Below are 25070 nucleotides of genomic sequence, written 5' to 3' on the forward strand. Positions count from 1 at the left end.
TTCAAGGTCATGCATTTTTTATATCAGGAAACAATTTTGACGACATTTATCAGTCATAAAAACCGATTAAACTCAATCACGCCTTATTTTTTTGCCGCGTTCAGCATATAATAGCTACTATTTTTCGCTCATTGCGATCTGTTGGTTTTTCAATTGAGGAGTCCTGCGTGGCCCAATATATTTATACGATGAACCGAGTGTCTAAGATGGTTCCGCCAAAGCGCGAAATCTTAAAAGACATCTCTTTATCATTTTTCCCGGGTGCCAAAATTGGTGTTCTCGGTTTGAACGGTGCGGGTAAATCTACCTTGCTTCGTATTATGGCTGGCGTAGATAAAGATTTCTCAGGTGAAGCTCGTGCACAACCTGGAATTAAAATCGGCTATTTAGAGCAAGAGCCGCCACTTGATCCAACTAAAGACGTTCGTGGTAACGTTGAAGATGGCGTACGTGAAGCTTTAGATGCTTTAGAACGTCTAGATCAGGTATTTGCAGAATATGCAGACCCAGATGCAGATTTTGATGCGCTTGCAAAAGAGCAGGAAAAATTAGAATCAATTATCCATGCTTGGGATGCGCACAACCTAAATAACCAGCTTGAAATCGCGGCAGATGCCTTGAACCTTCCAGCTTGGGATGCAGATGTAACATTACTTTCAGGTGGTGAACGTCGTCGTGTAGCGCTTTGTCGTTTATTGCTTTCTAAGCCGGACATGCTTCTTCTTGACGAACCGACGAACCATTTGGATGCAGAGTCTGTATCTTGGTTAGAGCGTTTCTTGAAAGATTTCCCTGGCACAATCGTTGCGATTACGCATGACCGTTATTTCCTTGATAACGTTGCCGAGTGGATCTTGGAGCTTGACCGTGGGCATGGTATTCCTTACCAAGGTAACTACTCTTCTTGGTTAGAACAGAAAAATGCTCGTTTAGAACAAGAGCAGAAACAAGAAGAATCTTTTGCTAAAGCATTGAAAAAAGAACTTGAATGGGTTCGTTCAAATGCGAAAGGTCAGCAAAAGAAAAACAAAGCACGTATGGAACGTTTTGAAGAGCTTAACTCTAAAGAATTCCAACAACGTAATGAAACGTCTGAAATCTATATTCCACCTGGCCCGCGTTTGGGTAATAAAGTTGTGGAAGTGGAAGGTATCAGTAAATCATTCGATGGTCGCTTGTTGTACGAAAACTTAACGTTTACCGTACCTCCAACAGCTATTGTGGGTATCGTTGGTCCAAACGGTGCGGGTAAAACCACTTTATTCCGTATGATGACTGGCGAACAGCAACCGGATACGGGTACTGTGACTTTAGGTGAGTCGGTTAAAGTGGCTTACGTAGGTCAGATTCGTGACACCTTGGATAACAATAAAACGGTTTGGGAAGAAGTTTCTGGCGGTTTAGATATCCTGAAAATTGGTGATTACGAAATCGCATCACGTGCTTATATTGGTCGCTTTAACTTTAAAGGCCAAGATCAGCAAAAACGTGTAGGTGAATTGTCTGGTGGTGAACGTAACCGTTTACAACTTGCGAAGATCTTACAGATGGGCGCAAACGTGATCTTACTGGATGAGCCATCGAACGACTTGGATATTGAAACGTTACGTGCGCTTGAGGATGCAATTCTTGTGTTCCCAGGTACGGTAATGGTGGTATCGCATGACCGTTGGTTCCTTGACCGTATTGCAACGCACATCTTGTCGTTTGAGAACGAACAGCCAGAATTCTACACTGGTAACTATGCAGAATATGAAGCTTACCGTCAGTCACGTTTAGGCGAAGATGCATCTCAAAAACGTACGAAATACAAAAAGATTACGGGTTAATTATCCGTAAATGAAAAACCAGCCTAAGGGCTGGTTTTTTTATTAGAAGGCGAGTTTACTAAAGGCTTCTTGTAGGCAGCGTTCAGCGTCGGGATGACCTTGGCTTGCTGCTTTGTTTAACCACTTTTCAGCTTCAGTGTAGTTTTTATCTAAACCAAATTGACCGTTTAAATAGCCAATACCCAGTTTAAAGGAAGCATCGGCGTTACCTCTTAAAGCTGCACGAAGATAACACCACATTGCATTGCGGTCATTTGGGGTAATATCTAACCAATTTTGCATACGCTCATGATCTTGTAGGGCTAACTCTTCAAAACGTAAGCCTTGCTCAATTTCATCCTCAGCTTGCGAATGCATATCGGCGGGTAAGTTTTCAAAGGCAAACAAGTGATTAAGCCCATGCTTGATTGTTTTCATATCCATGATAGTCTCCCCTTGTTCCTCAATTTGATTGAATTGACTCACACTTTTAAGCTAGTCCCTTATACAGAAATCTTATGTTTTATTTTGTAAATGTGATATAGCGCATTTGGATGAAAAATGATGAAGTTTTAGCTTACATAAAAGTTACACGTGTTTTTACGCTTAGCGAAATTACAATAGAAATAGCGGTGTTCCTAAGTAAAGCTAGAACTTTTAAAATTAGAAAATAAGTTTAATGAAGTTAAAAAATTCTTAAGAAAATTTATAAATATCAAACAAAAGAAATTTTTTTAAACAAAACCAGTTTAAGAACTAGTTGTTCACTATTGAGGAAATCTCTACTTAGTAAAGTTACCTCTTAAATCTGTCCAGATCAGAGAGGGTGCTACTGTGACTACATAAATGCCATTGCTAAAGAATAAAGTGCCATACGTGTTACACGTTTAAACCTATTTCATTTTTTTTTTGCTGTAATGCGATCTTAAAGTTTTGAAATTATCGACTCGGCTTTTAAGGTATTAGTGGTTTGCTAAACTTATTGTTTGCAACTAATTGAGGTGAAAGGATATAAAAGCTGCATTTATAGTTTTTACAATTAGGCAGTATTTTTTTTCAAATCCTAATTTTTAAATTTTTATTCACGAAAGAAAATTTAGGAACAATTTGATTTACAAGAACTGAACCTATAAATCAAGATTCTGTAATTTTATTACATGTTGATTGCCTGCTATAGTGACTTTGTGCAATTTACGTCATGGTGTACCGTTGGCACGTTCTACAGTTTTTATGTCCGTCTTGTTTAGTTTGCTTATATTCCAAAGCTTATGGAATGTGGCAGCAGCATTTTGTGTGCATGAAAATAGGGGAACAGCATTACAACATTTTGGTCATCATGCAGATTTAAATGTGTATCAATCTTCCGACCATATGCAGACTGAACATGTTGGTATTGTAGAAAATTCTGATAATGCTCCACTAAGTTGGCAAGATCATCATGATCATTTACCTTCATGTTTTCATGTAGTCATGACTGATAACGCCAAACAGGCTCAAGAACCTGTTGTATATGTACATGAGCGTTCACAAGTGTATTACTGGTCTAATTTTTATCAGTCTCCGTATCTTGGAGACTTAAATCCTCCTCCTGTTTTAACCCCGCTATAGGTGGGGTAGCCGAAAAATAACCCACTAGAAATTTATTTATTTCAAAGGGTTAATTGTATGTGTAAACAAGGCACGGTAGTCCTCTATGTGGATTACTCATTTAGATATTCACGTCTTTATTCTAATCAAAAGGCAGAATATAAGTTTCCATCAAATTTTTCTGAAGAACAGAAATATCATCTAAACAAAACAGTTACCTTGTCTCTGAGTATTCACAGTGATGGGGGATTATGGAAATGAATATTTTATTTTCCCCCCGTGTTCGAACTGTGAGTTCCAGAGTTATTGGTTTTGTTTTGGCTATTATTCTCGCTTTAAGTTTTAGCAAATGGCATTTTCAGGCGGCATTTGTAGAACATATCTTATGGGTTTTTGGATGGCTATTTGTTGGTATCGGAGTAATGGGAAGAATATGGTGCAGTCTTTACATTTCCGGATTTAAAAATGCCAAGTTAGTGACTGACGGCCCATATTCTCTGTGTCGAAATCCTCTATATCTGTTTAGCTATTTGGGAGGACTCGGAATCATGTTGATTACTGAGACTTTCATTTTTCCCATATTATTCACGCTGTATTTCTTCTGTTATTACCATTATGTCATAAGCCAAGAAGAAGCTTTTTTAAGTGAAAAATATGGAACAGCATATACAGATTATGTAAAAACAATTCCCCGTTTTTTACCCAGTTTCCAGAATTTTAAAGAACCAGATTTTTATCAAGTTTCACCAAAGCACTTTCGTATTTTTTTGACTCAAGTCGTTTGGTTTATCTGGATTGCTGCATTGGTCCAACTTTTTGATGAGCTGCGATCGCATGGTGTTCTTCCTTCATTATTTAGTTGGTTCTAGTAAAAAGTGAAATGTGCATGCTTTTCAAAGAATCGGAAGATTGTACTGAATTGATGAATCGAGGCATGCAAAAAATTATATGTATTTAAGGATTAACTCCTTAAATACATTCGGAATATTTAGATTAGGTGATTATGATGTTAATTAAATTAAATATAAAATCGGCTTTGATGGTTCTATTTCTTTCAACGAGTTTGGCTCATGCTGATGGAGGATTAATATTCCTCGAAAAGAATATTAAGTCTCAGCAAGAAACGAAAGCTAAAACAGAAAAAAGTAAGAATCCTCATTTAACATGTAAACGTAAATAATTTTTATTTTTGCAGAAAGCTAATTATTTAATAATTAGCTTTCTAGCTATAAAGATAAACATTTTTAATGGCTTATTTATCTTTAATCCAAGTTATTCGGTATTGTTTCTATGTTGGCATTCAGAGATGTAATTTTATTACATGCGATGAGCCTGCTATAGTGCCCTTGTTCAACTTTTTAGTTTAATGGTGTGCTGTTGCCACGTTCTGCACTTTTTATGTCCGTCTTGTTCTGTTTGCTCATATTCCAAAGTTTATGGAATGTGGCAGCGGCATTCTGCGCCCATGAAAATCAGGAAAAAGCATTGCATCATTTTGGTCATCATGCAGCGTTGAATTATGAAATTTCACAGCATAGCCATACTGAAAAGACTGACGTCGCAGGGACCACTCACAAAGCTCCTTTGAACTTGTCTGATCATCATGATCATTTACCTTCATGTTTTCATGTTGTGATTGTAGAAGCGCAAGAAAAAATTGTTTCACCGTTAATGCGATCATCTGAGCTCAAACAACAATACTATTGGTCCAATTCCTATAAGTCCCCTCATATCTCTAAACAAGATCCGCCTCCTGTTTTAACCCTGCTATAGGTGGGGTAGCCGAAAATTAGCCCACCAGAAATATTATTTATTTCATAGGGTTATTTTATGTCTATTTTTTTATACGAAAAACGTTTCGTTAGTCTGAGTTCATCTTGGGTACTTAAATCATTAGTTGTTGCTGTTGCACTTTCAGCTAGTGTGATAACAACTGCTGCTAGTTCAAATCAAAATCTTGCTGAGAACACTCAAGCGCAGCGCGTACAGAATGTTTTAACGTTCGACCAAGTGTTAGATCAGGTTAAGCAGTTTCAGACTCAAACAGGAATTTGGCAAGCTCAACAAGATATTGCAGACAGTAATATCAAGCAGAGCCAGCTATGGGAAAATCCTACTGTTTCAGTACAGCAAACGGGTTTTAACTCTGGAAAAGATCAGGAGCTTGAACTTGGTATCTCCCAAAAGCTAGATATTTTTGGTGTACGCTCCGCGGCAAAAAAACTAGCAACTGTCCAGCAAAATCAAGTTGAGTTAAATCAGGTTTTGTATGAGGCTCAACTCAAGTTGGCTGTTAAATATTTATGGTCACAAGTATCAATTTTAGAGCTTCAACATGAGGTTGCAAAAGCTCAGTTAAGAACAAGTCAAAACTTTCTTGATGCTACGCGTTTACGCTTTCAAGCAGGCAGTATTGCTCAGGTTGATTTAGACCGGACTTTAATGACGCATGTTGAAAATCAGCGTTTATATCAAGAAGTTGAATTATCACTGAGTAGTGCCAAACGAAAACTGGCGAACTTATGGGGTGAGACGGAAGATAACTTCACCTTACGTCCAGATATCAAAAGTGCTTGGCCTTTAAAAAATGAAGGTGATATCGATCAATACTTAAAACAGAATTTGTTAGAACAGTCCATGCGGCTTCAAGCAATACAGCAAAATTCTGAAATTAATTATTTAAAAGCAAAAAATCGCCCTACGCCTACGGTAAATATGGGTGTGGTTCGTAGTAAAACTGCAGATACAAATAGTACTGAAAATCAGATTCGAGTAGGTATTGCAGTTCCCTTAAATATTTTTAATCGTCAACAATATGCCCTGAAAATTGCTCAAAGCAAACTTGATTTAATTGCTCAGCAGCAAAGTTTTTATAAAAAGCAAAGCTTAGATTCTATACGCACCTTACAGTACGAGTTGGCTGGTTTAAAGCAGCAATATAACTTGATGAATGAACAGCAGATTCCTTTATCAGAAACGGTACAGGAGAAAATGTTGCTTGGTTTCAAAGTCGGTAAATTTGCAATTACTGATGTTCAGCAATCTACCTTGCAATTACAAGAACAAAGGTTGAAAAAAGTTCAACTACTTAAATCTGCTTGGCAAAAAGCAATTGAAGCAGAAAGTTTAGCTCTCGGGATCGATCCTAATATGGTGATGGCTGGGGATGCATTAAATCAAATCAATCAAAATTTATGGCAAGACACTTATAAGTTGCCGACAGTTGGAGGGGCAGAGTAATGTCAGTTAAAAAAATGAAAAACCAATGGCTTATTGCTATTTTGCTCCTGATAGTCTGTCTTGTTATAAGTGCTTGGTTATTTTTCTCAGGGAAAAAACAGCCTAATACTGAGAAAAGTGAAGAAGGACATACAGAAGGTGAAGCAGGCCATAGTGAGTCTGAAAAAGAGGAAGGAAGTTTAAATCTGACTTCTAAGCAACTGGTTGAATATGGTGTGAAGTTAGAGCAAGTAGGACGTGGAGAAGTTGAGCAGAGTCTTTCTTATCCTGCCAAACTTGTCGTAAATACAGACCAGCAAGCACATGTCTCTTCTACTTTTTCTGCACGAGTGGATAGTGTAAATGTTGCGCTGGGACAACAAGTTGAAAAGGGTCAGGCGCTTGCGACTTTATTTGTACCAGATTTGGTCGATCAACAAGCTAACTTAAGCATGGCACAAGAAGCACTCACATTAGCTCAGCAAGATTATCAACGTGAAAAGCAATTGTGGGAACAAGGTGTTTCAGCACGTCAAGATTATCAGCGTGCTTACAATGCTTATCGTCAGGCACAAATTCAGGTACAAGCTGCAAATAGCCGTTTAAGTGCCTTGGGAGCGAATCGTTCAAGTAGCGGTCGATATGTTTTAACGGCGCCTTTAAGCGGTGTAATTAGTAATAAAGATATCGTTATTGGTGAGCAAATTGGCCCTGAAAAACAATTATTTGTGATTGATCGCCTAGATCAGCTATGGGTTGAGTTTGTGTTACCAAGTACAAATACCAATATTCAGCCTAATCAGGAAATTGAATTTAAATCACTGCAAACGAACAATATTTTCAAAGCGCAGGTACAAAGTTTAACGTCAGAAGCGGATAGTCAAACTGGTCGATTACAGGTTCGGGCCAAGGTGCTGACACCTTCAAAAGAATTACGTCCTAACTTAATGGTCAACGTGTTATTGAAACAAAATAATGCAGCGATGGTATTACGGGTAAACAAGGTAGCGGTACAACAGATTGATGGAAAGAATGTGGTCTTTGTTGCAAAACAGGAGAAGGACAAAATTCATTTCGCTCCAGTTACCGTAGAGTTAGGCAATTATTCTTCAGATGCACAATGGGTCGAGGTTAAATCCGGAATTACTGAAAAGCAGCAATATGTGACTCAAGGTAGTTTCTTGCTCAAGTCCGAACTTGAAAAAGGGGAGGCTGAGCATGGACATTAATAAACCTGATTTGCCAGAGGCTGAAGGTTTGTTTGATCGGATCATTCAGTTTTCAATTAAAAATGCCATCTGGGTCATGATGTTTGTTATTGCTTGGATTGGTGTTGGAATTTATAGCTACCAGAAACTTTCAATTGATGCCGTGCCAGATATCACCAATGTGCAGGTACAAATCAATAGTCAGGCCAATGGTTTTACGGCACCTGAAGTTGAGCAAAGGATCACTTATCCGATTGAAAATGCCATGTCTGGTATTCCAAATCTGGAACAGACGCGTTCAATTTCCAGATATGGTCTTTCTCAGGTCACGATTATCTTTAAAGATGGTACAGATATTTACTGGGCAAGACAGCTGATTAACCAGCGTTTACAAGAGGCTAAGAGTGCTTTACCCAATAGCATTGATCCACAAATGTCTCCAATTTCAACTGGACTGGGTGAGATTTATCAATGGGTGGTAAAAGCAGAGCCAAATGCCAAAAAAGCAGATGGTTCAGCCTATAGCGCGATGGATCTACGTGAAATTCAAGACTGGATTATTCGTCCTCAGTTACAACGCGTACAAGGGGTAGCCGAGGTTAATAGTATTGGTGGATATAACAAAACCTATGTGGTTTCACCAGATCTGACGCGGTTACAGCAGTTGCAGATTCCACTCACCGACTTACAGGATGCGCTTCAAAATAACAATGAAAACCGCGGTGCTGGATTTATTGAAGAGAATGGTCAGCAACTCACAGTTCGTGTTCCGGGTATGCTGACGTCGATACAAGACATTCAGAACGTTACGGTCGCAACTAAAAACGGTTTACCTATACGGGTTGCTGATGTGGCTTCAGTATCGATTGGTCATGACTTGCGTACTGGTGGTGCTACCTATAATGGACAGGAAACTGTTTTAGGTATCGCCATGATGATGATGGGGGAAAACAGTAAAACGATTGCCAAAGCGATTGATCAGAAAGTTCAAGAAATTCAAAAATCACTCCCACAGGGTGTTGTGATTGAAACAGTCTATGATCGTAGTAGTCTCGTAGATAAAGCGATTAAAACGGTAGCCAAAAATTTGATTGAAGGGGCGATTTTAGTCATTGTTATCCTTTTCATTTTTTTAGGAAACTTTCGAGCCGCTTTAATCACCGCTTGTATTATTCCCTTGGCAATGCTTTTTACCTTAACGGGTATGGCAGAACAAAAAATCAGTGCTAACCTCATGAGCTTAGGAGCTTTAGACTTCGGGATCATTGTGGATGGGGCAGTTGTTATTGTTGAAAACTGTATTCGGCGTTTAGCTGAAGCACAGCATTTAAAAGGTCGTTTATTAACACGTTCAGAACGTTTTACAGAGGTCTTCCTTGCAGCTAAACAGGCACGACGCCCACTAATATTTGGTCAGATCATCATTATGGTCGTGTACCTGCCAATTTTTGCTCTGACAGGCGTAGAAGCAAAAATGTTCCATCCTATGGCAATGACCGTTGTCCTAGCGCTATTGGGAGCAATTATTCTATCTGTGACCTTTGTGCCGGCTGCTGTCGCTTTGTTTGTTACGGGGGAAGTGAAGGAAAAAGAAAGCCGTTGGATGATGACCTTGAAAAAAGGTTATGCAGGCTTACTCGATAAAGCATATGCCTTCCGATATGTTGTTGTCACAGCAGCGGTCAGCATCTTGATTTTAACAAGTGCAGTTGCAACAAGAGTAGGAAGTGAGTTCGCGCCTCAGTTAAGTGAAGGTGATTTTGCATTGCAACTCATGCGTGCACCGAGTACTGGTATCGAGGAATCACTTAAGATTCAGGAGAATGTGGAAAAGCAGTTATTGAAAGCTTTTCCCGAAATTAAAGCCATTTTTGCAAGAACAGGAACGGCCGAGGTTGCTACAGATGTGATGCCTCCTAATATTTCTGATGGTATCGTGCTATTAAAACCACACGATCAGTGGCCAAACCCTAAAGAAACAATAGATGAATTGCGTGCCAGAATGCTGCAATTCGTGAACCAGATTCCTGGTAATAACAGTGAATTCTCACAACCAATTGAACTACGTTTTAATGAGCTTATTTCAGGTGTACGTAGTGATATTGGCGTGAAAGTTTTTGGGGACGATATGCAGGTCCTCAATCAGGAAGCAGAGAAAATAGCTCAACAATTACGTAGTATTCAAGGTGCTAGTGAAGTCAAAGTTGAACAGACTGACGGTTTACCATTACTGAATGTAGATGTTGATCACGCTTTGGCTGCCCAATACGGATTATCAGTTAAATCGATTCAGGATATTGTCGCTGCCAGCATTGGTGGGCAGAGTGTAGGACAAATTTTACAGGGTGATAGACGTTTCGATTTTGTGATCCGCCTACAGGAAAACATGCGTACACCTCAGCAGTTAGCCCAGTTACCGATTCGCTTACCAAACGGTGGTTTGATCCAGTTACAAGACGTTGCTAAGGTTGAGAATATTTTAGGCCTTGCTCAAGTAAGTCGTGAAAATGGTAAACGCCGTGTTGTTGTGACAGCAAATGTGCGTGATCGGGACCTTGGGTCTTTTGTACAAGAAATGCAAAGCAAGCTATCACAGCAAAAGCTACCTAGCGGTTATTGGTTAGGCTATGGCGGACAGTTTGAGAATCTTGCTTCTGCTACTGCAAGAATGCAAATCGTCGTACCTATGGCACTCATCATGATCTTTGTGTTGCTGATGGCTGTATTTAGTAATTTTAAAGATAGCTTACTGGTATTTAGTGGTGTTCCTTTCGCTTTATCCGGTGGACTAGTAGCTTTATGGTTGAGGGATATTCCACTTTCCATGTCTGCTGGGGTCGGGTTCATCGCTTTATCGGGTGTTGCTGTATTGAATGGTCTGGTCATGCTCACATTTATTAAAGAGCTAAGAACAACTTTAGATGTTCATGCGGCAACTTGGAAAGGAGCGGTATTACGATTACGTCCAGTATTAATGACAGCATTCGTAGCTTCACTTGGTTTCATTCCGATGGCCTTAGCGACAGGAACCGGAGCAGAAGTACAACGACCTTTGGCAACGGTTGTAATTGGTGGCATTATTTCATCTACGATATTAACTTTGGTTTTATTACCAGTCATTTATCGATGGATGAATGAAAGCAAAGCAAAAAGCGCTGAGCATTCATAATGTCATCGTTTTGAGATATCTTTTTTGATGACAGCGTCAATTCAAAAAAGTATTTGAAAGAGGTAAAAGTAAAATGTATCTATTGTTACTTTTACCTCTCCATAAAGATAAATAATAAGGAGTCCGCAAAATGGGTGGACAACATAGTCATGATCATAGTCATGCTGTAGTGACTGAAGGTAATGCTAAGAAATTAATGATTGCTTTAGCACTGACTTCAACATTTTTAATTGTTGAAGTCGTAGCTGGTTTAATCACGCAAAGTTTGGCATTACTCTCTGACGCTGCGCATATGTTTACTGATGCTGCTGCTCTGGCAATTGCTTTGGTTGCAATTCAGATCGCGAAGCGCCCAGCCGATAATAAACGTACTTTTGGTTATCAGCGCTTTGAAATTCTGGCTGCATTATTTAATGCGCTCATGCTGTTCGTGGTGGCGATTTATATTTTATATGAAGCTTATATCCGCTTCTCTAAGCCACCTGAAATTCAAAGTGTGGGCATGCTCATTGTAGCAACCATTGGTTTAGTGATTAATCTCATCTCAATGAAAATCCTCATGTCGAGTGCTAATAACAGCTTAAATGTCAAAGGTGCTTATTTAGAGGTTTTGAGTGATGCGCTAGGCTCGGTTGGCGTTATTATTGGTGCAGTTGTGATCTACTTTACCAACTGGTACTGGGTCGATACGATTATTGCGGTACTGATTGGTTTTTGGGTATTACCAAGAACATGGGTTTTGCTCAAACAAAGTATTAATATTTTGCTCGAAGGTGTACCCGAAGAAGTCGATATTGAAAAGTTACGTGCTGATTTACTGTCTTTAAATGGTGTTGAAAGTATTCACCAACTCAAGGTATGGGCGATTACGTCTAAAAACATCCATTTAACTGTGCATTTATTTGCACCTGACGCTGACCGTACTAAGCTCTATCAAGATGCTGTTGAAATGCTTTCCCATGAGCATGGTATTGGCGAAGTGACATTGCAAATTGAAGATGATGCCGAGATCAATTGCCAGCATATTGCTCAACATGCTTCACATGAACATGATGAGACTGACAAAGAACATTCACATCAGCACTAAGCTGATGTGAATAATTTTTTAAATTTCCCATTCGTGATTGCAGTCACGACATTTCCAGTGTTTTTGTGACTGCATAAATGCTTGCATGGACAACTTAAAGTCAGGCAGATCACGCCAGAACATAAAACCTGCCCCTAAAGTCACAACAAAAATAACGACCGTTGCAATTTGTAGAGAAGTGCCTGCACCATTGCCAAAAATCCACATAAAAATACTAATCACAACCAAGAGTAATAGTACAAAAATGGCAGGAACTAAAATCACTAAGCTCTTAGGCACAACAGGCTTGGCACTGTTAACACCTTGGCTTACAGGCATAATTTTAACACTTTGACATTGAGGGCAACGATATTGCATGACAGCTCCACATTAAATTTGAATCTATTCTAACGGAAATGCAGAGAAAGGAAAAAATTTGTAGGGCTTTAGAAAAGTGATGTGAAAATGAGATATAAAATACTTTTTTGAAACAAGCATATATAAAAAAATGATGATTTATGCGTACACATAAAAGTTAAAATAATACTGTAGAGCATGCTAATCTAGATAAAAACCAAGTGTGTTCAACACTGGGAATGAGCTGAAAAGCTGATTAATAGGATGTGAAAGAAATATAAAAAGGAGAGGGACTTGGGTCAAGAAGATGACAATAAGTCGGAGCCTAGAACGACATCAACAGTTTCAGGGGCCCCTGACCCTATAAAACTGTCATTCTCACGCCGATTGCTGCATAAGACCTTGCAACATGCTCATGATGCAGTTGGCTTTGCTAGTGATACGACACGTAATCTTGCAGAGGTTGCAGATGCAGCTTTAGATGCTTTAGATCATGTAACAACTCATACAAAGAGAGGGGTTGTTGGCATGACCAATCTGGCAGCTGGAACTGTTAGAGACATGGTGTCTGAAACGAGCGAAACTGCGCGGCAAGTTGCCTTAATTATGGCACGTACCTTTTTAGGTAAAAGCACGCTGAATTTATATTTGCCTGAAATGCTGTTAAACAGTCAAATTCGTAAACGAATAGATCGTTCAGAAATTGATGATATTAAAGTTCAGTGTGGGAACGATCGATTTCAGGTTGAAATAGATGGACACTATCACCGTTTTATATATCGACTTAGTTTAGATTTCCGTGTGTTGGAATGTCGAATTGGGCAAGAAAAATTTTTACGCTTACGCCAAATGGATGAAAGCTTAGATGTGCAAATTCGTCATGGGGGAACTTTGTCGAATTGGGCTGTGCGTCGAATTGGACGAGTTGGTTTTGAAGTGATTAACATGTTACCTATACCATCGCTAATTAATCATTTGATTCGTGATATTCCAGGCATTCAGCGTGATGGTCACCGTATGTGGTTTATTGACCTTGAACAGGCAGGATTTATTGACTTCATTAATAACCGTTCATGGATGGTCGAGAAGCTTTTAAACTTAACCGACTTTAGTATTTTACCGGGACTTAATATTTTGAGAGAAAGCCGTGAGCTTGTACAGCAATTGGTAGATCAGTTTGAAATAAAAGGTTTGCGAGTTCAATCAGGTCGTCTTGAAGTTCAAGTTGGAATTGCGAATTAAATTAAAATGATGGAAAGCTGGTTGATGATCAGCTTTTTCTACTTTTTTTAGATAAGAAAAAAGCCACTGTCATTATGCAGTGGCTTTTTAGAATTTGGCGTCCCTACGGGGATTCGAACCCCGGTTACCGCCGTGAAAGGGCGATGTCCTAGGCCTCTAGACGATAGGGACTTATATGAGGCTAGTTACCTGTGTGCAGTAAACTGCTTACCTAAATTCTCGACAAAAATAATTAATCTTTGCTTTTCCTCGAATTTAGTGGCGTCCCTACGGGGATTCGAACCCCGGTTACCGCCGTGAAAGGGCGATGTCCTAGGCCTCTAGACGATAGGGACGTTTCAGAGGTGGGCGTATATTAGGTCGATTTAATAAAAGTGTCAAATAGTTTTCTGAAGAAATATTAAAAAAAATGGTCAAGCGCTTAAAAATAACTCAAATTGTAGAAAATATAGGCATTTATGGCTTATTTTTATTGAAAAGGTTCAATAATGGCTTTGATAACTTCATGATGCTGTAAGTAACCAACAATTTCATGGGGCTGGTTAGCAAAAGTAAAAATCTCTTGATTAATGATGGGCGGGGTAAAATCAAAAGGTGCTTCACTTAACGGGAAAGCAGTTAAAAAATCATCTTTTGAGTAGAAATTATACCAATCACCATTGAGGCATTTTGGTCGTTCAATCGGAATGGGAAGTTTACTTTGGATTACCCGAAAAGAAAGTGGTGAAGCCAAGGTAACAAAGCGTTGTACTGAAAAATGATAAGCCGGATCTGATAATAAGTGAAATGCAATCACAGAACCTAAAGAGTGCGCAACTACAATGCAGTCTTCATCATTGTGCATTTGTTTTAAAATTCTTTGGTGAACTTCATGCATAAAATCAGGATTTGATAAATACATATACGTTTCAATTAAGAATTGTTGAATTAAGCTCTCGTGTAGTTTTGGAAAACTATTTAAAAGGACCACCATTTCCTTAAGAACACGGTCTTTTACTAACTGAGAGGTTAGATATAGGCGTTCTGATAAGCTTTCTGCTGGTTGATCTGGGGAAAGCGGAAGCTGAGGAACAAAAGGAGTATGTTCCTTAAGTGTAGGGGGGTGTTGGTTTAAGTGGATAGGCAAGTGAAAGTTAAAAGATTTTGGAAGTAAGGTGTTTAGGTCTAATTGATTGGATAATTGATATTTCGTCATTAAATCGCCATAAAATGGCATATGTATATGTAGATCTCTTAAATTAACTCTACAATGTAATTGTTTTAAGCCCAGTTTAAATACTTTTAGCCAATGCTCCTTTAAGCTATGTGCTGTGTAATTCTGCTGATTCATCCCGTGGATAAATATAATTTTCATTGTAGGCAAAGAATTGTTTTTAATATGAATTTTAATCTACAACGGCAGGTTCTATAAAGCCAGTGTCTAGGCAAAAAAAAGTGTAGCTTTTTGCTACACTTTTAATTACAAGCACTTAAGCTTTGTCACGATAAAAAATAAAGTAACTCACATAACATAAAGCAGTAAAAATTAAGCAACCTACAAAACCAGCTCGCATTTGAGGATCTGCTGCCATACTTAAACAGGTAATAAAGCAGAAAAGAAAACCTAAAATTGGAACGATAGGAAATAACGGCGCTGCATATTTTAAATCTTTAACTGTATGCCCAGCTCGGTACCACTGCCTACGGAAATTGAACTGACTTAAACAGATACTCATCCAGACAATAACCATGGTGAAAGCTGCAACACCGAGTAAGTTTTTAAAGATGGTTTCAGGTGCAAATTGTTCTGACAATAAACCGGGAATTGCACCAAACATAGTTACTACTAAAGCAACAATAGGTGTTCCGCTTTTTGAAAGAGTTGAAAATACACTTGGAAGAAGCTTTTGTTCTGATAAAGACCACATCATGCGTGATGCCGCATACAAACCTGAATTGGCAGCTGAAAGTAGAGCAGTAATAATTACAAAACGGATGATGTCGTCAGCATATGGAATGCCAATATAATTAAATACAGTAACAAAAGGGCTGCTACTTACACTTTCACTGCTTAAGCCTGCAAGCTGGAAAGGAAGTAATGCGCTAATCACGATAATGGTGCCGACAAAGAAAATAAGAAGACGCCAGATCGCAGCATTAATCGCTTTAGGAACATTCTGAGCAGGATCTTTAGTTTCGCCAGCAGCCACACCAATCAGTTCCGTTCCAGAGAACGCAAAATTCACAATCAGCATGGTCGTAAAAATAGGAAGGAAACCGTGTGGGAACCAGCCTTGGGCAGTTAAATTACTAAATAGAGGAGCAGTTTGAGCGCCATGAAAAGGAATTAAACCAAAAATGGCTAATAATCCAAGCACAATAAAGGCAATAACGGTAACGACCTTAACCAGTGCTAGCCAGAACTCAGACTCAGCAAATACTCGAGTTGAACTAATATTGAGTCCAAAAATCGTAATGGCAAAAATCAGTGTCCAAATCCACATTGAGACTTGTGGAAACCATTCCTGCATCAGTAGAGCTGCAGCAGTAAACTCGGTTCCTAGCGTTGCTGTCCATGTTAGCCAATACATCCATGAAATCATATAACCTGTACTTGGACTAATGTACTTTTGAGCATATGCACCAAAAGAGCCAGATACAGGCATGTGGACAGCCAGCTCGCCTAAACAGAGCATAACCATGTAAGCAATCGCGCCCCCAAGAATGTAGGCAATAATTGCGCCAATAGGTCCAGTTTGTGAAATGACTTCCCCTGAACCCAAAAATAAACCAGTACCGATTGCTCCCCCGAGCGATAACATCACAAGGTGGCGAGTACTCATGGCTCTTTTTAAAGGTGCAGTACTGTTCTGATGCTGAGCATCTAGTTGATTGTCAGATGGCTGCATATTACATACACATTGAGAGAATTTGAGAAAGACGCTATTTTAGATAAAATAGACAAATGTGCAATCAAGAAGGTGTCAAAGAATAGACAGGAAGATGACGAAAGAGTCTTTAAAATGAGTTTTTCTAATAGAAAATGGCGTCCCTACGGGGATTCGAACCCCGGTTACCGCCGTGAAAGGGCGATGTCCTAGGCCTCTAGACGATAGGGACTTGATGAGGCAAACACAAAGGATCTTGGTGGAGCCAAGCGGGATCGAACCGCTGACCTCTACAATGCCATTGTAGCGCTCTACCAACTGAGCTATGGCCCCAGTTTGTGTGAGCGCAATATTAGGGTTAATGCGCTCACACGTCAACAAAAAAATGAATTAAGCTTCGCTAGTTGCTTCATTTTTCGGCAATTTTAAGCTTTCATTGAGCTTTTCCCAGATTTTTACTTCTTTTTTGCTCGGTGCACCCACAATTTCTAATGCATGTCGTAAACGAGCAAAGGTTAAATCAGGACCAATCGTAACCATCGATTGCATCACTGGTGTTGAACTGGTTGAACCAGCAATTGCAATAAAGAACGCTGGCATAAAGTCACGTAATTTAATGCCCATCTGATTTGCCAAGTCCATTAAGGTTTGGCTAACCGTGTCATTATTCCAAGTAAATTGACCTTCAAGACGCCAAATTGCAAATTGTAAGCTTTGACGAACTTGTTCTTGAGTCAATTTTTTACTTTCAAACATTTCGGCTGTAATTTGTGGCATATGGTTAAAGTAAAAACCAGCCCAATTCACAGCTTCAGAAAGTAAATTAATACGTGGTTGAATAGCCGCAGCAATGTCTTCTAAAGTGTTGCGATCACTTTTCCAAGTAAGTAATCGGTCTAATAGTTGGCCTGGTGTTAAGCCTTTAATCCATTGACCATTTAACCAATTGAGTTTTTCGACGTCAAAAATTGGACCACCTAAAGATACACGTTGAATATCAAAGTGATCCATCATGTCTTGCAGGGTAAATACTTCACGCTCATCTGGCATTGACCAGCCCATACGGCCTAAATAGTTGAGTAAGGCTTCTGGTAGAACGCCGATATCGCGGTAGTAGTTAATTGATGTTGGGTTTTTACGTTTAGATAACTTCGATTTATCTGGGTTACGTAACAATGGCATATGGCAAAGTGTTGGCATTTCCCAACCAAAGTATTGGTAAAGCAACTGATGTTTTGGTGCAGATGGAAGCCATTCTTCACCACGTAATACATGAGTGATTTCCATTAAATGGTCATCAACTACATTGGCTAAATGGTAAGTTGGCAAACCATCAGTTTTAAGAAGGACTTGCATGTCGACTTGTGCCCAAGGAATTTCTACTTCCCCACGCAATAAGTCATTAAATTTACATACGCCTTCTTCTGGCACTTTCATACGAATGACATGAGGTTCACCTGCTTCAAGGCGGCGAGTAACTTCTTCTTGAGAAAGCTTTAAACCACGACCATCATATTTTGGTGTTTCACCACGAGCTTGCTGCTCGGCACGCATTTGATCTAGTTCTTCTGCTGTCGCGAAACAGTAAAAAGCATGACCTTTTTCAACAAGTTCTAACGCGTATTGCTTATAAATTCCCATACGTTCTGATTGACGATAAGGTGCATGAGGGCCACCTACATCTGGGCCTTCAGACCAGTTTAAACCTAACCAACGTAATGAATCTAAAATCATTTTTTCAGATTCTGGCGTAGAGCGAAGTTGGTCTGTATCTTCAATTCTTAAAATAAATTCCCCGCCATGTTGTTTCGCAAAACACATGTTAAATAAGGCAATGTAGGCAGTACCAACATGAGGGAAACCAGTAGGAGAGGGTGCAATACGAGTACGAACTTTCATAGATTATGGGTCAAAATAAAAATTGAAACTATTATAACGAAAAAGCCCAGTATTCTGACGTTTTTATTTAACGACAGACTGGGCTTAACTTGAAACGTTGAGGGGGGCGTTTCAAATATTAAGAGGTATGCGGCTGGAATATTGCCTGAACAAAACGTGAAAAACGTTCATGCTGTGCTGCAAGAAAATTTTGAGTAGGTGTTACACGAATTGTGTTAAGTACTTTTAGCTCATCATCTGTAGATGGTAAAGCTATCGCATTGCGTTTTTGTTGGTCTAGGGCTTTTTCAATAAGCGAAGACTGACGGTCAGAAACGCTTTTGCTCGGTGTATCTTTGAGTGCTGCGGCAGTAGATAATTGCGATGCAAAACTGAGCACCAAACCCAAACTCAAAGCTTTTCCATAATTAATTTTCATTTTTGCTCATCCCCTCAGTATGTACATTTCGTCTATTTTTTGAGTTTAACCAAATGTAAATTACGGTAACGCTACGATTCAAACATAAATTTTAATAAAAAAGTAGAACTATGTCACACTTTTTACAAAAAATACCTTTATTTCACCTTGGTATCTTTCAAATGTAGCCTATCTGTATCCATTACGTCTCATTATTTAACAAATTAATGTGTAGATAAAGTGAAGACTATAAATAAACTATAAGAATAATTACAAAACTTTTCGAAATTATGAATAAAAAGTAATCGTCGATTATATCTTTTAAAGTAATTAGTAAACCTTAAAATATTATAAGTATTTGATTGAAAAATAAAAAAATAAAAATATATTAGAGTTTAAAATAAATTGGATTTTTTAATAAATGAAAAAAATAGCAATAATTGCAGTTGCAACATATATGGGGTTGGCAGTAACTGCGGTGCAAGCTGCGACTACATTTTTAAATGTTTCTTATGATCCAACCCGCGAATTTTATCAAGAATATAATCAGGCATTCGGAAAATTTTGGAAACAACGTACTGGTCAGGATGTCGATTTTAAACAATCCCATGGTGGTTCAGGAAAACAGGCTCGAGCTGTAGCAACTGGTCTTCAGGCTGACGTGGTGACTTTGGCTTTAGCAAATGATATTGATGAAATTGTTAAAGCAGGATATATCCAGCCAAACTGGCAAAAAGAATTTCCTAATAACTCGGCACCTTATACATCTACAGTCGTGTTTTTGGTTAGAAAAGGTAATCCAAAAAATATTCGTGACTGGAATGATTTAACTAAGCCTGGTGTTGAAATTATTACGCCTAATCCGAAAACGGGGGGAGCACCGCGCTGGATTTATCTTTCTGCATGGGGATATGCTTTAAAACAGCCAGGTGGAAATGATGCCAAAGCAAAAGAGCTGGTTAAAAAACTTTATCACAATGTCAAAGTGCTAGATTCTGGGGCACGTGGTTCGCTGACTACATTTGCTGAGCGTGGAATTGGAGACGTTCTACTCTCTTGGGAGAATGAAGCATTATTGGCAACTAAAGGAATTGATAAAGATAAATATGAAATTGTTTATCCATCAATTTCAATTTTGGCAGAGCCATCTGTTGCGATTGTAGATAAAACAGTCGATAAGGATGGTAACCGTACTTTAGCAAAAGGCTATCTTAACTTTTTATATTCACCTTTAGGACAAGAGTTGGCGGCTAAACATTACTTCCGGCCACGTAATCCTCAGGTCGCTGCAAAATATGCAGCACAATTTCCAAAAATTAAATTATTTACGATTAATGATGTTTTTGGCGGATGGGCAAAAGCTCAGCAAACTCACTTTGCTAATGGAGCTATCTTTGATCAGATTTATGATGGTAAACAGTAAATAAAATATGTGCAGTTCTCTAGTTTAAAAATTACTTAAACTTTTAATATTGAAGCAAGTGAACCTGAAAAGGTGAGCTTGCTTTTTTATTTTGCTTAAAAAATGCAAAGAAAACGGTTTTCTCTATGAAAAATTAATATTTTCCTACAAAAAGCCGTTTGGTGTTCATCATAAACAAGGTGATAATGTGCAGTTACATTTTTACGCTATGATTTAACTCCTATGTCGCATATTTCTGTCTTACTTTTTGAGACCGTTGAAAGCTTATTGGCAGATCGCACAACTGGGGTGTATATCGATGCAACCTTTGGACGAGGCGGGCATACGCGCTTATTATTGTCTAAACTCGATGAAAATGCTCGAGTATATGCCTTTGATAAAGACCCTCAAGCTCTGGAAGTTGCGGCTGCTTTAGCACAAGAAGACCCAAGATTTACCATTATTCATGCAAGTTTTGCTGAAATTAAAGAAAAAATGCAGGAAATTGGGGTGCAAAGCGTTGATGGGATTATGGCTGACCTAGGTGTGTCTTCTCCTCAATTAGACCAAGCAGAACGTGGTTTTAGTTTCATGCAAGACGGCCCTTTAGACATGCGCATGGATAATTCTAAAGGCTTGAAGGCTGCTGAATGGTTACTTGAAATTGAAGAAGAACAATTGGCTAATATCATTTATCAATACGGTGAAGAACGATATAGTCGACGTATTGCGAAAGCAATTAAACAAGCCGGAAAATTAGATACTACGGCGCAATTGGCTGAACTTGTAAAAACAGCTCATCCAAAATGGGAAAAGCATAAGCATCCAGCTACGCGTACTTTTCAGGCAATCCGTATTGCTATTAACAAAGAACTGGATGATATTGAAGTGTTTTTGCCGCAAGCTGTAGACTTGCTTAAACCAAAAGGACGTTTGTCGGTGATCAGCTTCCATTCGCTTGAAGACCGCTTGATCAAACAGTTTATTCAAAAAGAATCAACTTTGGCCGAGGATTCTGGTTGGGGTATGCCAGAGCAGCGGGTTGATACGAGAAGATTAAAGAAAATTTCGCGGGTTCGTGCGAGTGAACAAGAAGTAAAAGCGAACCCACGTTCACGTAGTGCATGGCTTCGGGTTGCTGAACGCTTGGAACAAAAAGGCGAGTAATGAAAAGCAGTGATGAAATCGAAACCACAGGAAAAAAAGTGGTCAAAAAATTCGTAGTGTATGCAGTCATGGTGGCAGTGGTTTTTATCAGTGCCATGATGGTGGTATTACAGGTGTTTGAGTATCGTCATGATTATAGAGAGCTAAGCTCTTATATGCGTGAACGTGATGATCTCAATGCTGAATGGGGACGTTTATTGATTGAGCAGCAAACGTTTGGTGCTACTGCTCAAATTGGTACACGTGCTGTCACACAATTACGAATGTTTTCGCCACCTGCTGCAGAAACGGTGGTAATTTCTTTACCGATGACTCCAGAGCACAATAAGTAAGGCCTTGCTGTATGGTAGATAAGCGAACAAAGCAAACACGAAAAAAACAGCAGTCTATTTCGGAAAAACCAAGTCTTGCCTTTGATATGTGGCGGTTTTATCTGCTCTGGGCAGTGGTATTACTGTGTTTTGTGGTATTAATTGCACGTGCATTTTATGTTCAAATCATTAATAAGGACTTTTTACAAAATAAGGCCAATGCCAATATTTTGCGTACTGAACGTGTAGAAGCTATGCGTGGGGTGATTAGCGATCGCCACGGTGTGCCTTTAGCGATTAGTAGTCCAATCATGAAAATTGTGATGGATCCGCGTGATTATTTTGAAACCAAACATTTATACGATCAAATTACGGCTGAACTAAAACAAGATCCAAAAAATCGTAAATTAAAACGTCAGCTACCTGATAAAAATTTAAACCTAGATGAGCTTGCTGATGTAGTTGGTGTTGACCGTGCTGATCTTAAGAAGCAGATGAATGCGCGTCCGCGTTCTCGCTATCTAGTTTTGAAAAAAGAAGTTCCACCGCAACAAGCTGACCTTATTATGAAAGGTAACTTCCAAGGGGTCTATGCGGAGAAAACTTACAAACGCTATTATCCTCAACCACAGCCAAATGCTCAAATTATTGGCTTGACCAACAGTGAAGGTCAGGGTGTTGAAGGCTTGGAAATGCAGTTGAATAAACAGCTTTCTGGCGTAGATGGCGAACAAAAAGTTATCCGTGATAAGCGCGGTAACCGTTTAAAAGTTTCTGAAGTAATCCGTGAGGGTGAACCGGGTGAAAATATCACTTTAAGTATCGACTCTCGCTTACAGTACATTATGTACCGTGAATTGACGGCAGCGGGCGTTGCGAATAATGCACGTTCAGCAACGGCTATTGCGGTTGATGTTAAAACGGGTGAGATTTTGGCTATGACCAGTTGGCCATCTTATAACCCGAATGATAAGAATGGTTTGTCTAATAAGGATGCTATGCGTAACCGTGGTGCGATCGATATGTTCGAGCCGGGTTCAACCATGAAGCCATTCACGATTTCATCTGCTTTAGAAACGGGTCAATACACACCAAATACCATTGTAAATACCTCACCCGGTTCAATGCGTTTAGGTTGGCATACCATTCGTGATACCCATAACTACGGGACTTTGACCGTAACAGGTGTCATTATTAAGTCTTCAAACGTGGGTTCTGCAAAAATTGCATTATCACTTCCAAAAGAGACATTGCCGACCTTCTTTAATCGTGTTGGTTTTGGTAAGCGTTCTGCTGTGAAGTTCCCAGGGGAAAGTTCAGGTTTAGTACTTCCTGTAAGTAAATTAAACTCTTCTCAAATTGGTACTATGGCTTATGGTTATGGTCTAAACGCAACTATTCTTCAATTGGCTCAAGGCTATGCCATGCTTGCAAATCATGGTGTAAAAATGCCATTAAGCTTGCATAAATTAGATCAGGCACCTAAAGGTGAGCAGGTTCTTAATCCGAAAATTGCTGATCAAGTCTTGTTAATGCTTGAGCAAGTTACTATGCCAGGTGGTACGGCGACACAGGCCAATATCCCAGGGTATAGAGTAGGTGGTAAAACAGGTACCGCTCATAAATTACGTGCTGATGGTAAGGGTTACTCAAATAGTGAATATCGTGCTTTATTTGCAGGCGTTGCACCAATTAGTGACCCGCGTTTAGCAGTTATCGTGGTTGTGGAGAATCCACAAGGTCGTTACTACGGTGGTTTGGTTGCTGCGCCAGTTTTTGCTCGTATTATGCAAGAGTCATTGCGTTTAATGAACGTACCGCTTGATAAGCCACTTAATACTCCACAGAATCCTACTCGCAGGTAAGCTATGACTGTTTCTTTTCAAGAAATTAATCCAATCGAGATTGATGCACAATGGCCTCACCAGCCATTTCATGGCTTTGGTTTAGATAGTCGTAAAATCGAAACAGGCCAAATTTTTATTGCTTTGACCAGTTATAGCCAACCTGAAAAAACACGTACATTTGCTGAAGCAGCTTTAGCAAATGGGGCACTTGCTGTAATTAGTGAAACCGAATTAGGTGTTGCAAATGAGTGGGTATGCCCTGATGTGCGCCAGCGTATGGGTGAGTGGCAAAAACGTTATTTACAACAGACTGATACAGTTAAGCCATTACGGATTATTGCTGTAACAGGGACGAATGGTAAAACGACTATTTCTCGCTTAATTGCTGAGTTAATTAGTTCACAACAGCAGCGCTGTGCAGTGATGGGGACAACTGGTAATGGTATTTTGCCAGACTTGACTCCTTCTACGCATACCACTCTTGATGCTCTGCAATTGCAAAATGAATTACATGCTTATGCTAAGCAGGGTGCAACTTTTGCTTCATTAGAAGCGAGTTCGCATGGTCTTGAGCAGGGGCGACTAAATGGCTGTGAGATTGAAATTGCTGTTTATAGTAACTTAAGTCGTGACCACCTCGACTATCATGGCACTTTAGAAGCTTATGCAGAAGCAAAGGCTCGTTTGTTTCAATTTAATTCATTAAAAATTGCTGTGATTAATTTAGATGATGCACATGCAGATTTAATGATTAAGTCTGCTCAGAATAATCCAGCGCAACCTAAAATTTTGACTTATTCATTAACTCAAAATACAGCCGATTATTACATCACCGATTTAAGCTATAGCTTGGCTGGTGCAACCTTTAATTTGATGTGTCAGCAAGGTTTATTTGCGGTAGAAAGTCCGCTATTAGGCCATTTTAATGTTGAAAACTTGATTGCGTCGCTCATAGCTGCTGAGCAAGCTGGTTTTGATTTACAAGCATTAGTTAATTTTGTTCCTAAACTAGTTGGTGCCCCAGGCCGAATGCAAGTCATTCGTGATGATGAGCGATTGTTTGTAGTCGATTATGCACATACACCAGATGCATTAATTCAAGTGCTTAAGACTTTAAAGCGCCATGTCTCTAATGAGCTTTGGGCGGTATTTGGATGTGGTGGAGACCGTGACCGTGGTAAGCGTCCACTCATGACTCAAGCCGCTTTAGATGGTGCAAATCCGGTTATTTTGACTTCAGATAACCCAAGAACAGAAGACCCTGAACAGATTTTTGCTGACATGAAGCAAGGAATCGATTTTTCAGGGCACCGTATGCATGAAATTCATGACCGCCGTGAAGCAATTAAATTTGTTGCAGAACAAGCTCAAGCTGGTGACATTGTGGTGATTGCCGGTAAAGGTCATGAAAATTATCAAGAAATTAATGGTGTGCGTCACTGGTTTGATGATGTGGTTGAAGTGCGTTCTGCGATTGATGCACAACATCATACGGTAGATGCTGCTTACCCTGCACAATAGGAA

At 39.3% G+C, this 25070-nt stretch carries 21 protein-coding genes, 4 tRNA genes and 1 pseudogene; 15 read left to right on the plus strand and 11 right to left on the minus strand.

The genetic code is table 11. The annotated features are described in order from the left end of the window. Positions 1–167: 167 nt before the first annotated feature. Complete coding sequence (gene ettA, locus I8T81_RS01510; RefSeq protein ID WP_004705132.1) at positions 168–1829, plus strand: energy-dependent translational throttle protein EttA; 1662 nt, start codon at positions 168–170, stop codon at positions 1827–1829. 42 nt (positions 1830–1871) lie between these two features. Here the strand turns inward: ettA and I8T81_RS01515 are convergent, their stop codons facing one another. After that, a complete protein-coding gene (locus tag I8T81_RS01515) occupies positions 1872–2252 on the minus strand; it encodes a tetratricopeptide repeat protein (RefSeq protein WP_004705135.1) in 381 nt (126 codons plus the stop codon). 338 nt (positions 2253–2590) lie between these two features. Continuing rightward, positions 2591–2700, minus strand: a pseudogene (locus I8T81_RS19070) (hypothetical protein); the annotation flags it as partial. A gap of 317 nt (positions 2701–3017) precedes the next feature. On the opposite strand from I8T81_RS19070, the gene I8T81_RS01520 reads away from it, so the two are divergent. The 8 genes from I8T81_RS01520 (at position 3018) to I8T81_RS01555 (ending at position 12078) form a co-directional block, all read left to right on the plus strand. Next, a complete protein-coding gene (locus I8T81_RS01520; RefSeq protein ID WP_254626892.1) occupies positions 3018–3416 on the plus strand; it encodes a cation efflux protein, CzcI-like in 399 nt (132 codons plus the stop codon). 230 nt (positions 3417–3646) lie between these two features. Then, positions 3647–4264 (plus strand): methyltransferase family protein, encoded by a 618-nt coding sequence (locus I8T81_RS01525; RefSeq protein WP_019458439.1) that lies wholly within the window; start codon positions 3647–3649, stop codon positions 4262–4264. 137 nt (positions 4265–4401) lie between these two features. Further along, a complete protein-coding gene (locus I8T81_RS01530) occupies positions 4402–4575 on the plus strand; it encodes a hypothetical protein (protein ID WP_002050594.1) in 174 nt (57 codons plus the stop codon). 197 nt (positions 4576–4772) lie between these two features. Continuing rightward, on the plus strand, positions 4773–5168 hold the full coding sequence (locus I8T81_RS01535) for a cation efflux protein, CzcI-like (protein WP_025465216.1): 396 nt from the start codon (positions 4773–4775) through the stop codon (positions 5166–5168). Positions 5169–5225: 57 nt separating this feature from the next. Further along, a complete protein-coding gene (locus I8T81_RS01540; protein WP_019458436.1) occupies positions 5226–6635 on the plus strand; it encodes a TolC family protein in 1410 nt (469 codons plus the stop codon). After that, the gene (locus I8T81_RS01545) at positions 6635–7843 is read left to right on the plus strand and encodes an efflux RND transporter periplasmic adaptor subunit (protein ID WP_198071973.1); all 1209 of its coding nucleotides are present in this window, start codon (positions 6635–6637) and stop codon (positions 7841–7843) included. The genes I8T81_RS01540 and I8T81_RS01545 overlap by 1 nt, the downstream gene beginning before the upstream one ends. Continuing rightward, positions 7833–10991 (plus strand): efflux RND transporter permease subunit, encoded by a 3159-nt coding sequence (locus tag I8T81_RS01550; protein WP_198071974.1) that lies wholly within the window; start codon positions 7833–7835, stop codon positions 10989–10991. Before I8T81_RS01545 ends, I8T81_RS01550 begins: the two co-directional genes overlap by 11 nt. A 130-nt stretch (positions 10992–11121) precedes the next feature. Continuing rightward, complete coding sequence (locus I8T81_RS01555) at positions 11122–12078, plus strand: cation diffusion facilitator family transporter (RefSeq protein WP_077168917.1); 957 nt, start codon at positions 11122–11124, stop codon at positions 12076–12078. Between the two features lie 18 nt (positions 12079–12096). Here I8T81_RS01555 and I8T81_RS01560 read toward each other — a convergent pair whose 3' ends face one another. Then, entirely contained in the window at positions 12097–12435 is a 339-nt protein-coding gene (locus I8T81_RS01560; RefSeq protein ID WP_198071975.1) for a zinc-ribbon domain-containing protein, read from the minus strand. Between the two features lie 273 nt (positions 12436–12708). On the opposite strand from I8T81_RS01560, the gene I8T81_RS01565 reads away from it, so the two are divergent. Further along, complete coding sequence (locus I8T81_RS01565) at positions 12709–13656, plus strand: hypothetical protein (protein ID WP_198071976.1); 948 nt, start codon at positions 12709–12711, stop codon at positions 13654–13656. 95 nt (positions 13657–13751) lie between these two features. Here I8T81_RS01565 and I8T81_RS01570 read toward each other — a convergent pair. The 8 genes from I8T81_RS01570 to I8T81_RS01605 all read right to left on the minus strand — a co-directional run bounded on the left by I8T81_RS01570 (position 13752) and on the right by I8T81_RS01605 (position 18840). Continuing rightward, positions 13752–13827 (minus strand) — tRNA-Glu (locus I8T81_RS01570). Between the two features lie 88 nt (positions 13828–13915). Then, a tRNA-Glu gene (locus tag I8T81_RS01575) sits at positions 13916–13991 on the minus strand. A gap of 134 nt (positions 13992–14125) precedes the next feature. Beyond that, the gene (locus tag I8T81_RS01580) at positions 14126–15010 is read right to left on the minus strand and encodes a PGAP1-like alpha/beta domain-containing protein (RefSeq protein ID WP_198071977.1); all 885 of its coding nucleotides are present in this window, start codon (positions 15008–15010) and stop codon (positions 14126–14128) included. A gap of 115 nt (positions 15011–15125) precedes the next feature. Then, a complete protein-coding gene (locus tag I8T81_RS01585; protein ID WP_198071978.1) occupies positions 15126–16544 on the minus strand; it encodes an amino acid permease in 1419 nt (472 codons plus the stop codon). A 135-nt stretch (positions 16545–16679) separates the two neighbouring features. Continuing rightward, positions 16680–16755, minus strand: a tRNA-Glu gene (locus tag I8T81_RS01590). Between the two features lie 25 nt (positions 16756–16780). After that, positions 16781–16856: transfer RNA gene (locus tag I8T81_RS01595), tRNA-Ala, on the minus strand. Between the two features lie 57 nt (positions 16857–16913). Continuing rightward, complete coding sequence (gene gltX, locus I8T81_RS01600) at positions 16914–18422, minus strand: glutamate--tRNA ligase (protein WP_004705162.1); 1509 nt, start codon at positions 18420–18422, stop codon at positions 16914–16916. A gap of 118 nt (positions 18423–18540) precedes the next feature. Next, on the minus strand, positions 18541–18840 hold the full coding sequence (locus I8T81_RS01605) for a hypothetical protein (RefSeq protein ID WP_049066027.1): 300 nt from the start codon (positions 18838–18840) through the stop codon (positions 18541–18543). 400 nt (positions 18841–19240) lie between these two features. Here I8T81_RS01605 and I8T81_RS01610 point away from each other — a divergent pair, with 400 nt between their 5' ends. From I8T81_RS01610 to I8T81_RS01630, 5 genes are all read left to right on the plus strand, one after another. After that, positions 19241–20242 (plus strand): sulfate ABC transporter substrate-binding protein, encoded by a 1002-nt coding sequence (locus I8T81_RS01610; protein WP_140336159.1) that lies wholly within the window; start codon positions 19241–19243, stop codon positions 20240–20242. A gap of 222 nt (positions 20243–20464) precedes the next feature. Beyond that, on the plus strand, positions 20465–21388 hold the full coding sequence (gene rsmH / locus I8T81_RS01615; RefSeq protein WP_198071979.1) for a 16S rRNA (cytosine(1402)-N(4))-methyltransferase RsmH: 924 nt from the start codon (positions 20465–20467) through the stop codon (positions 21386–21388). Then, on the plus strand, positions 21388–21720 hold the full coding sequence (gene ftsL, locus I8T81_RS01620; protein ID WP_004705170.1) for a cell division protein FtsL: 333 nt from the start codon (positions 21388–21390) through the stop codon (positions 21718–21720). The genes rsmH and ftsL overlap by 1 nt, the downstream gene beginning before the upstream one ends. 11 nt (positions 21721–21731) lie before the next feature. Further along, entirely contained in the window at positions 21732–23564 is a 1833-nt protein-coding gene (gene ftsI, locus I8T81_RS01625; protein WP_198071980.1) for a penicillin-binding protein PBP3, read from the plus strand. 3 nt (positions 23565–23567) lie between these two features. Then, the gene (locus I8T81_RS01630) at positions 23568–25067 is read left to right on the plus strand and encodes a UDP-N-acetylmuramoyl-L-alanyl-D-glutamate--2,6-diaminopimelate ligase (RefSeq protein WP_198071981.1); all 1500 of its coding nucleotides are present in this window, start codon (positions 23568–23570) and stop codon (positions 25065–25067) included. Positions 25068–25070: the final 3 nt, after the last annotated feature.

The sequence above is a fragment of the Acinetobacter seifertii genome (assembly GCF_016064815.1).
In the GTDB taxonomy this organism is placed as follows: domain Bacteria; phylum Pseudomonadota; class Gammaproteobacteria; order Pseudomonadales; family Moraxellaceae; genus Acinetobacter; species Acinetobacter seifertii.

Bases quoted from the DNA above. Each gene is read 5' to 3' on its own strand.
- I8T81_RS01515 (WP_004705135.1), bottom strand. From the start codon at position 2,252: ATGGATATGAAAACAATCAAGCATGGGCTTAATCACTTGTTTGCCTTT.
- I8T81_RS01525 (WP_019458439.1), top strand. From the start codon at position 3,647: ATGGAAATGAATATTTTATTTTCCCCCCGTGTTCGAACTGTGAGTTCC.
- I8T81_RS01530 (WP_002050594.1), top strand. From the start codon at position 4,402: ATGTTAATTAAATTAAATATAAAATCGGCTTTGATGGTTCTATTTCTT.
- I8T81_RS01540 (WP_019458436.1), top strand. From the start codon at position 5,226: ATGTCTATTTTTTTATACGAAAAACGTTTCGTTAGTCTGAGTTCATCT.
- I8T81_RS01545 (WP_198071973.1), top strand. From the start codon at position 6,635: ATGTCAGTTAAAAAAATGAAAAACCAATGGCTTATTGCTATTTTGCTC.
- I8T81_RS01550 (WP_198071974.1), top strand. From the start codon at position 7,833: ATGGACATTAATAAACCTGATTTGCCAGAGGCTGAAGGTTTGTTTGAT.
- I8T81_RS01555 (WP_077168917.1), top strand. From the start codon at position 11,122: ATGGGTGGACAACATAGTCATGATCATAGTCATGCTGTAGTGACTGAA.
- I8T81_RS01560 (WP_198071975.1), bottom strand. From the start codon at position 12,435: ATGCAATATCGTTGCCCTCAATGTCAAAGTGTTAAAATTATGCCTGTA.
- I8T81_RS01580 (WP_198071977.1), bottom strand. From the start codon at position 15,010: ATGAAAATTATATTTATCCACGGGATGAATCAGCAGAATTACACAGCA.
- I8T81_RS01585 (WP_198071978.1), bottom strand. From the start codon at position 16,544: ATGCAGCCATCTGACAATCAACTAGATGCTCAGCATCAGAACAGTACT.
- gltX (WP_004705162.1), bottom strand. From the start codon at position 18,422: ATGAAAGTTCGTACTCGTATTGCACCCTCTCCTACTGGTTTCCCTCAT.
- I8T81_RS01605 (WP_049066027.1), bottom strand. From the start codon at position 18,840: ATGAAAATTAATTATGGAAAAGCTTTGAGTTTGGGTTTGGTGCTCAGT.
- I8T81_RS01610 (WP_140336159.1), top strand. From the start codon at position 19,241: ATGAAAAAAATAGCAATAATTGCAGTTGCAACATATATGGGGTTGGCA.
- rsmH (WP_198071979.1), top strand. From the start codon at position 20,465: ATGTCGCATATTTCTGTCTTACTTTTTGAGACCGTTGAAAGCTTATTG.
- ftsL (WP_004705170.1), top strand. From the start codon at position 21,388: ATGAAAAGCAGTGATGAAATCGAAACCACAGGAAAAAAAGTGGTCAAA.
- ftsI (WP_198071980.1), top strand. From the start codon at position 21,732: ATGGTAGATAAGCGAACAAAGCAAACACGAAAAAAACAGCAGTCTATT.
- I8T81_RS01630 (WP_198071981.1), top strand. From the start codon at position 23,568: ATGACTGTTTCTTTTCAAGAAATTAATCCAATCGAGATTGATGCACAA.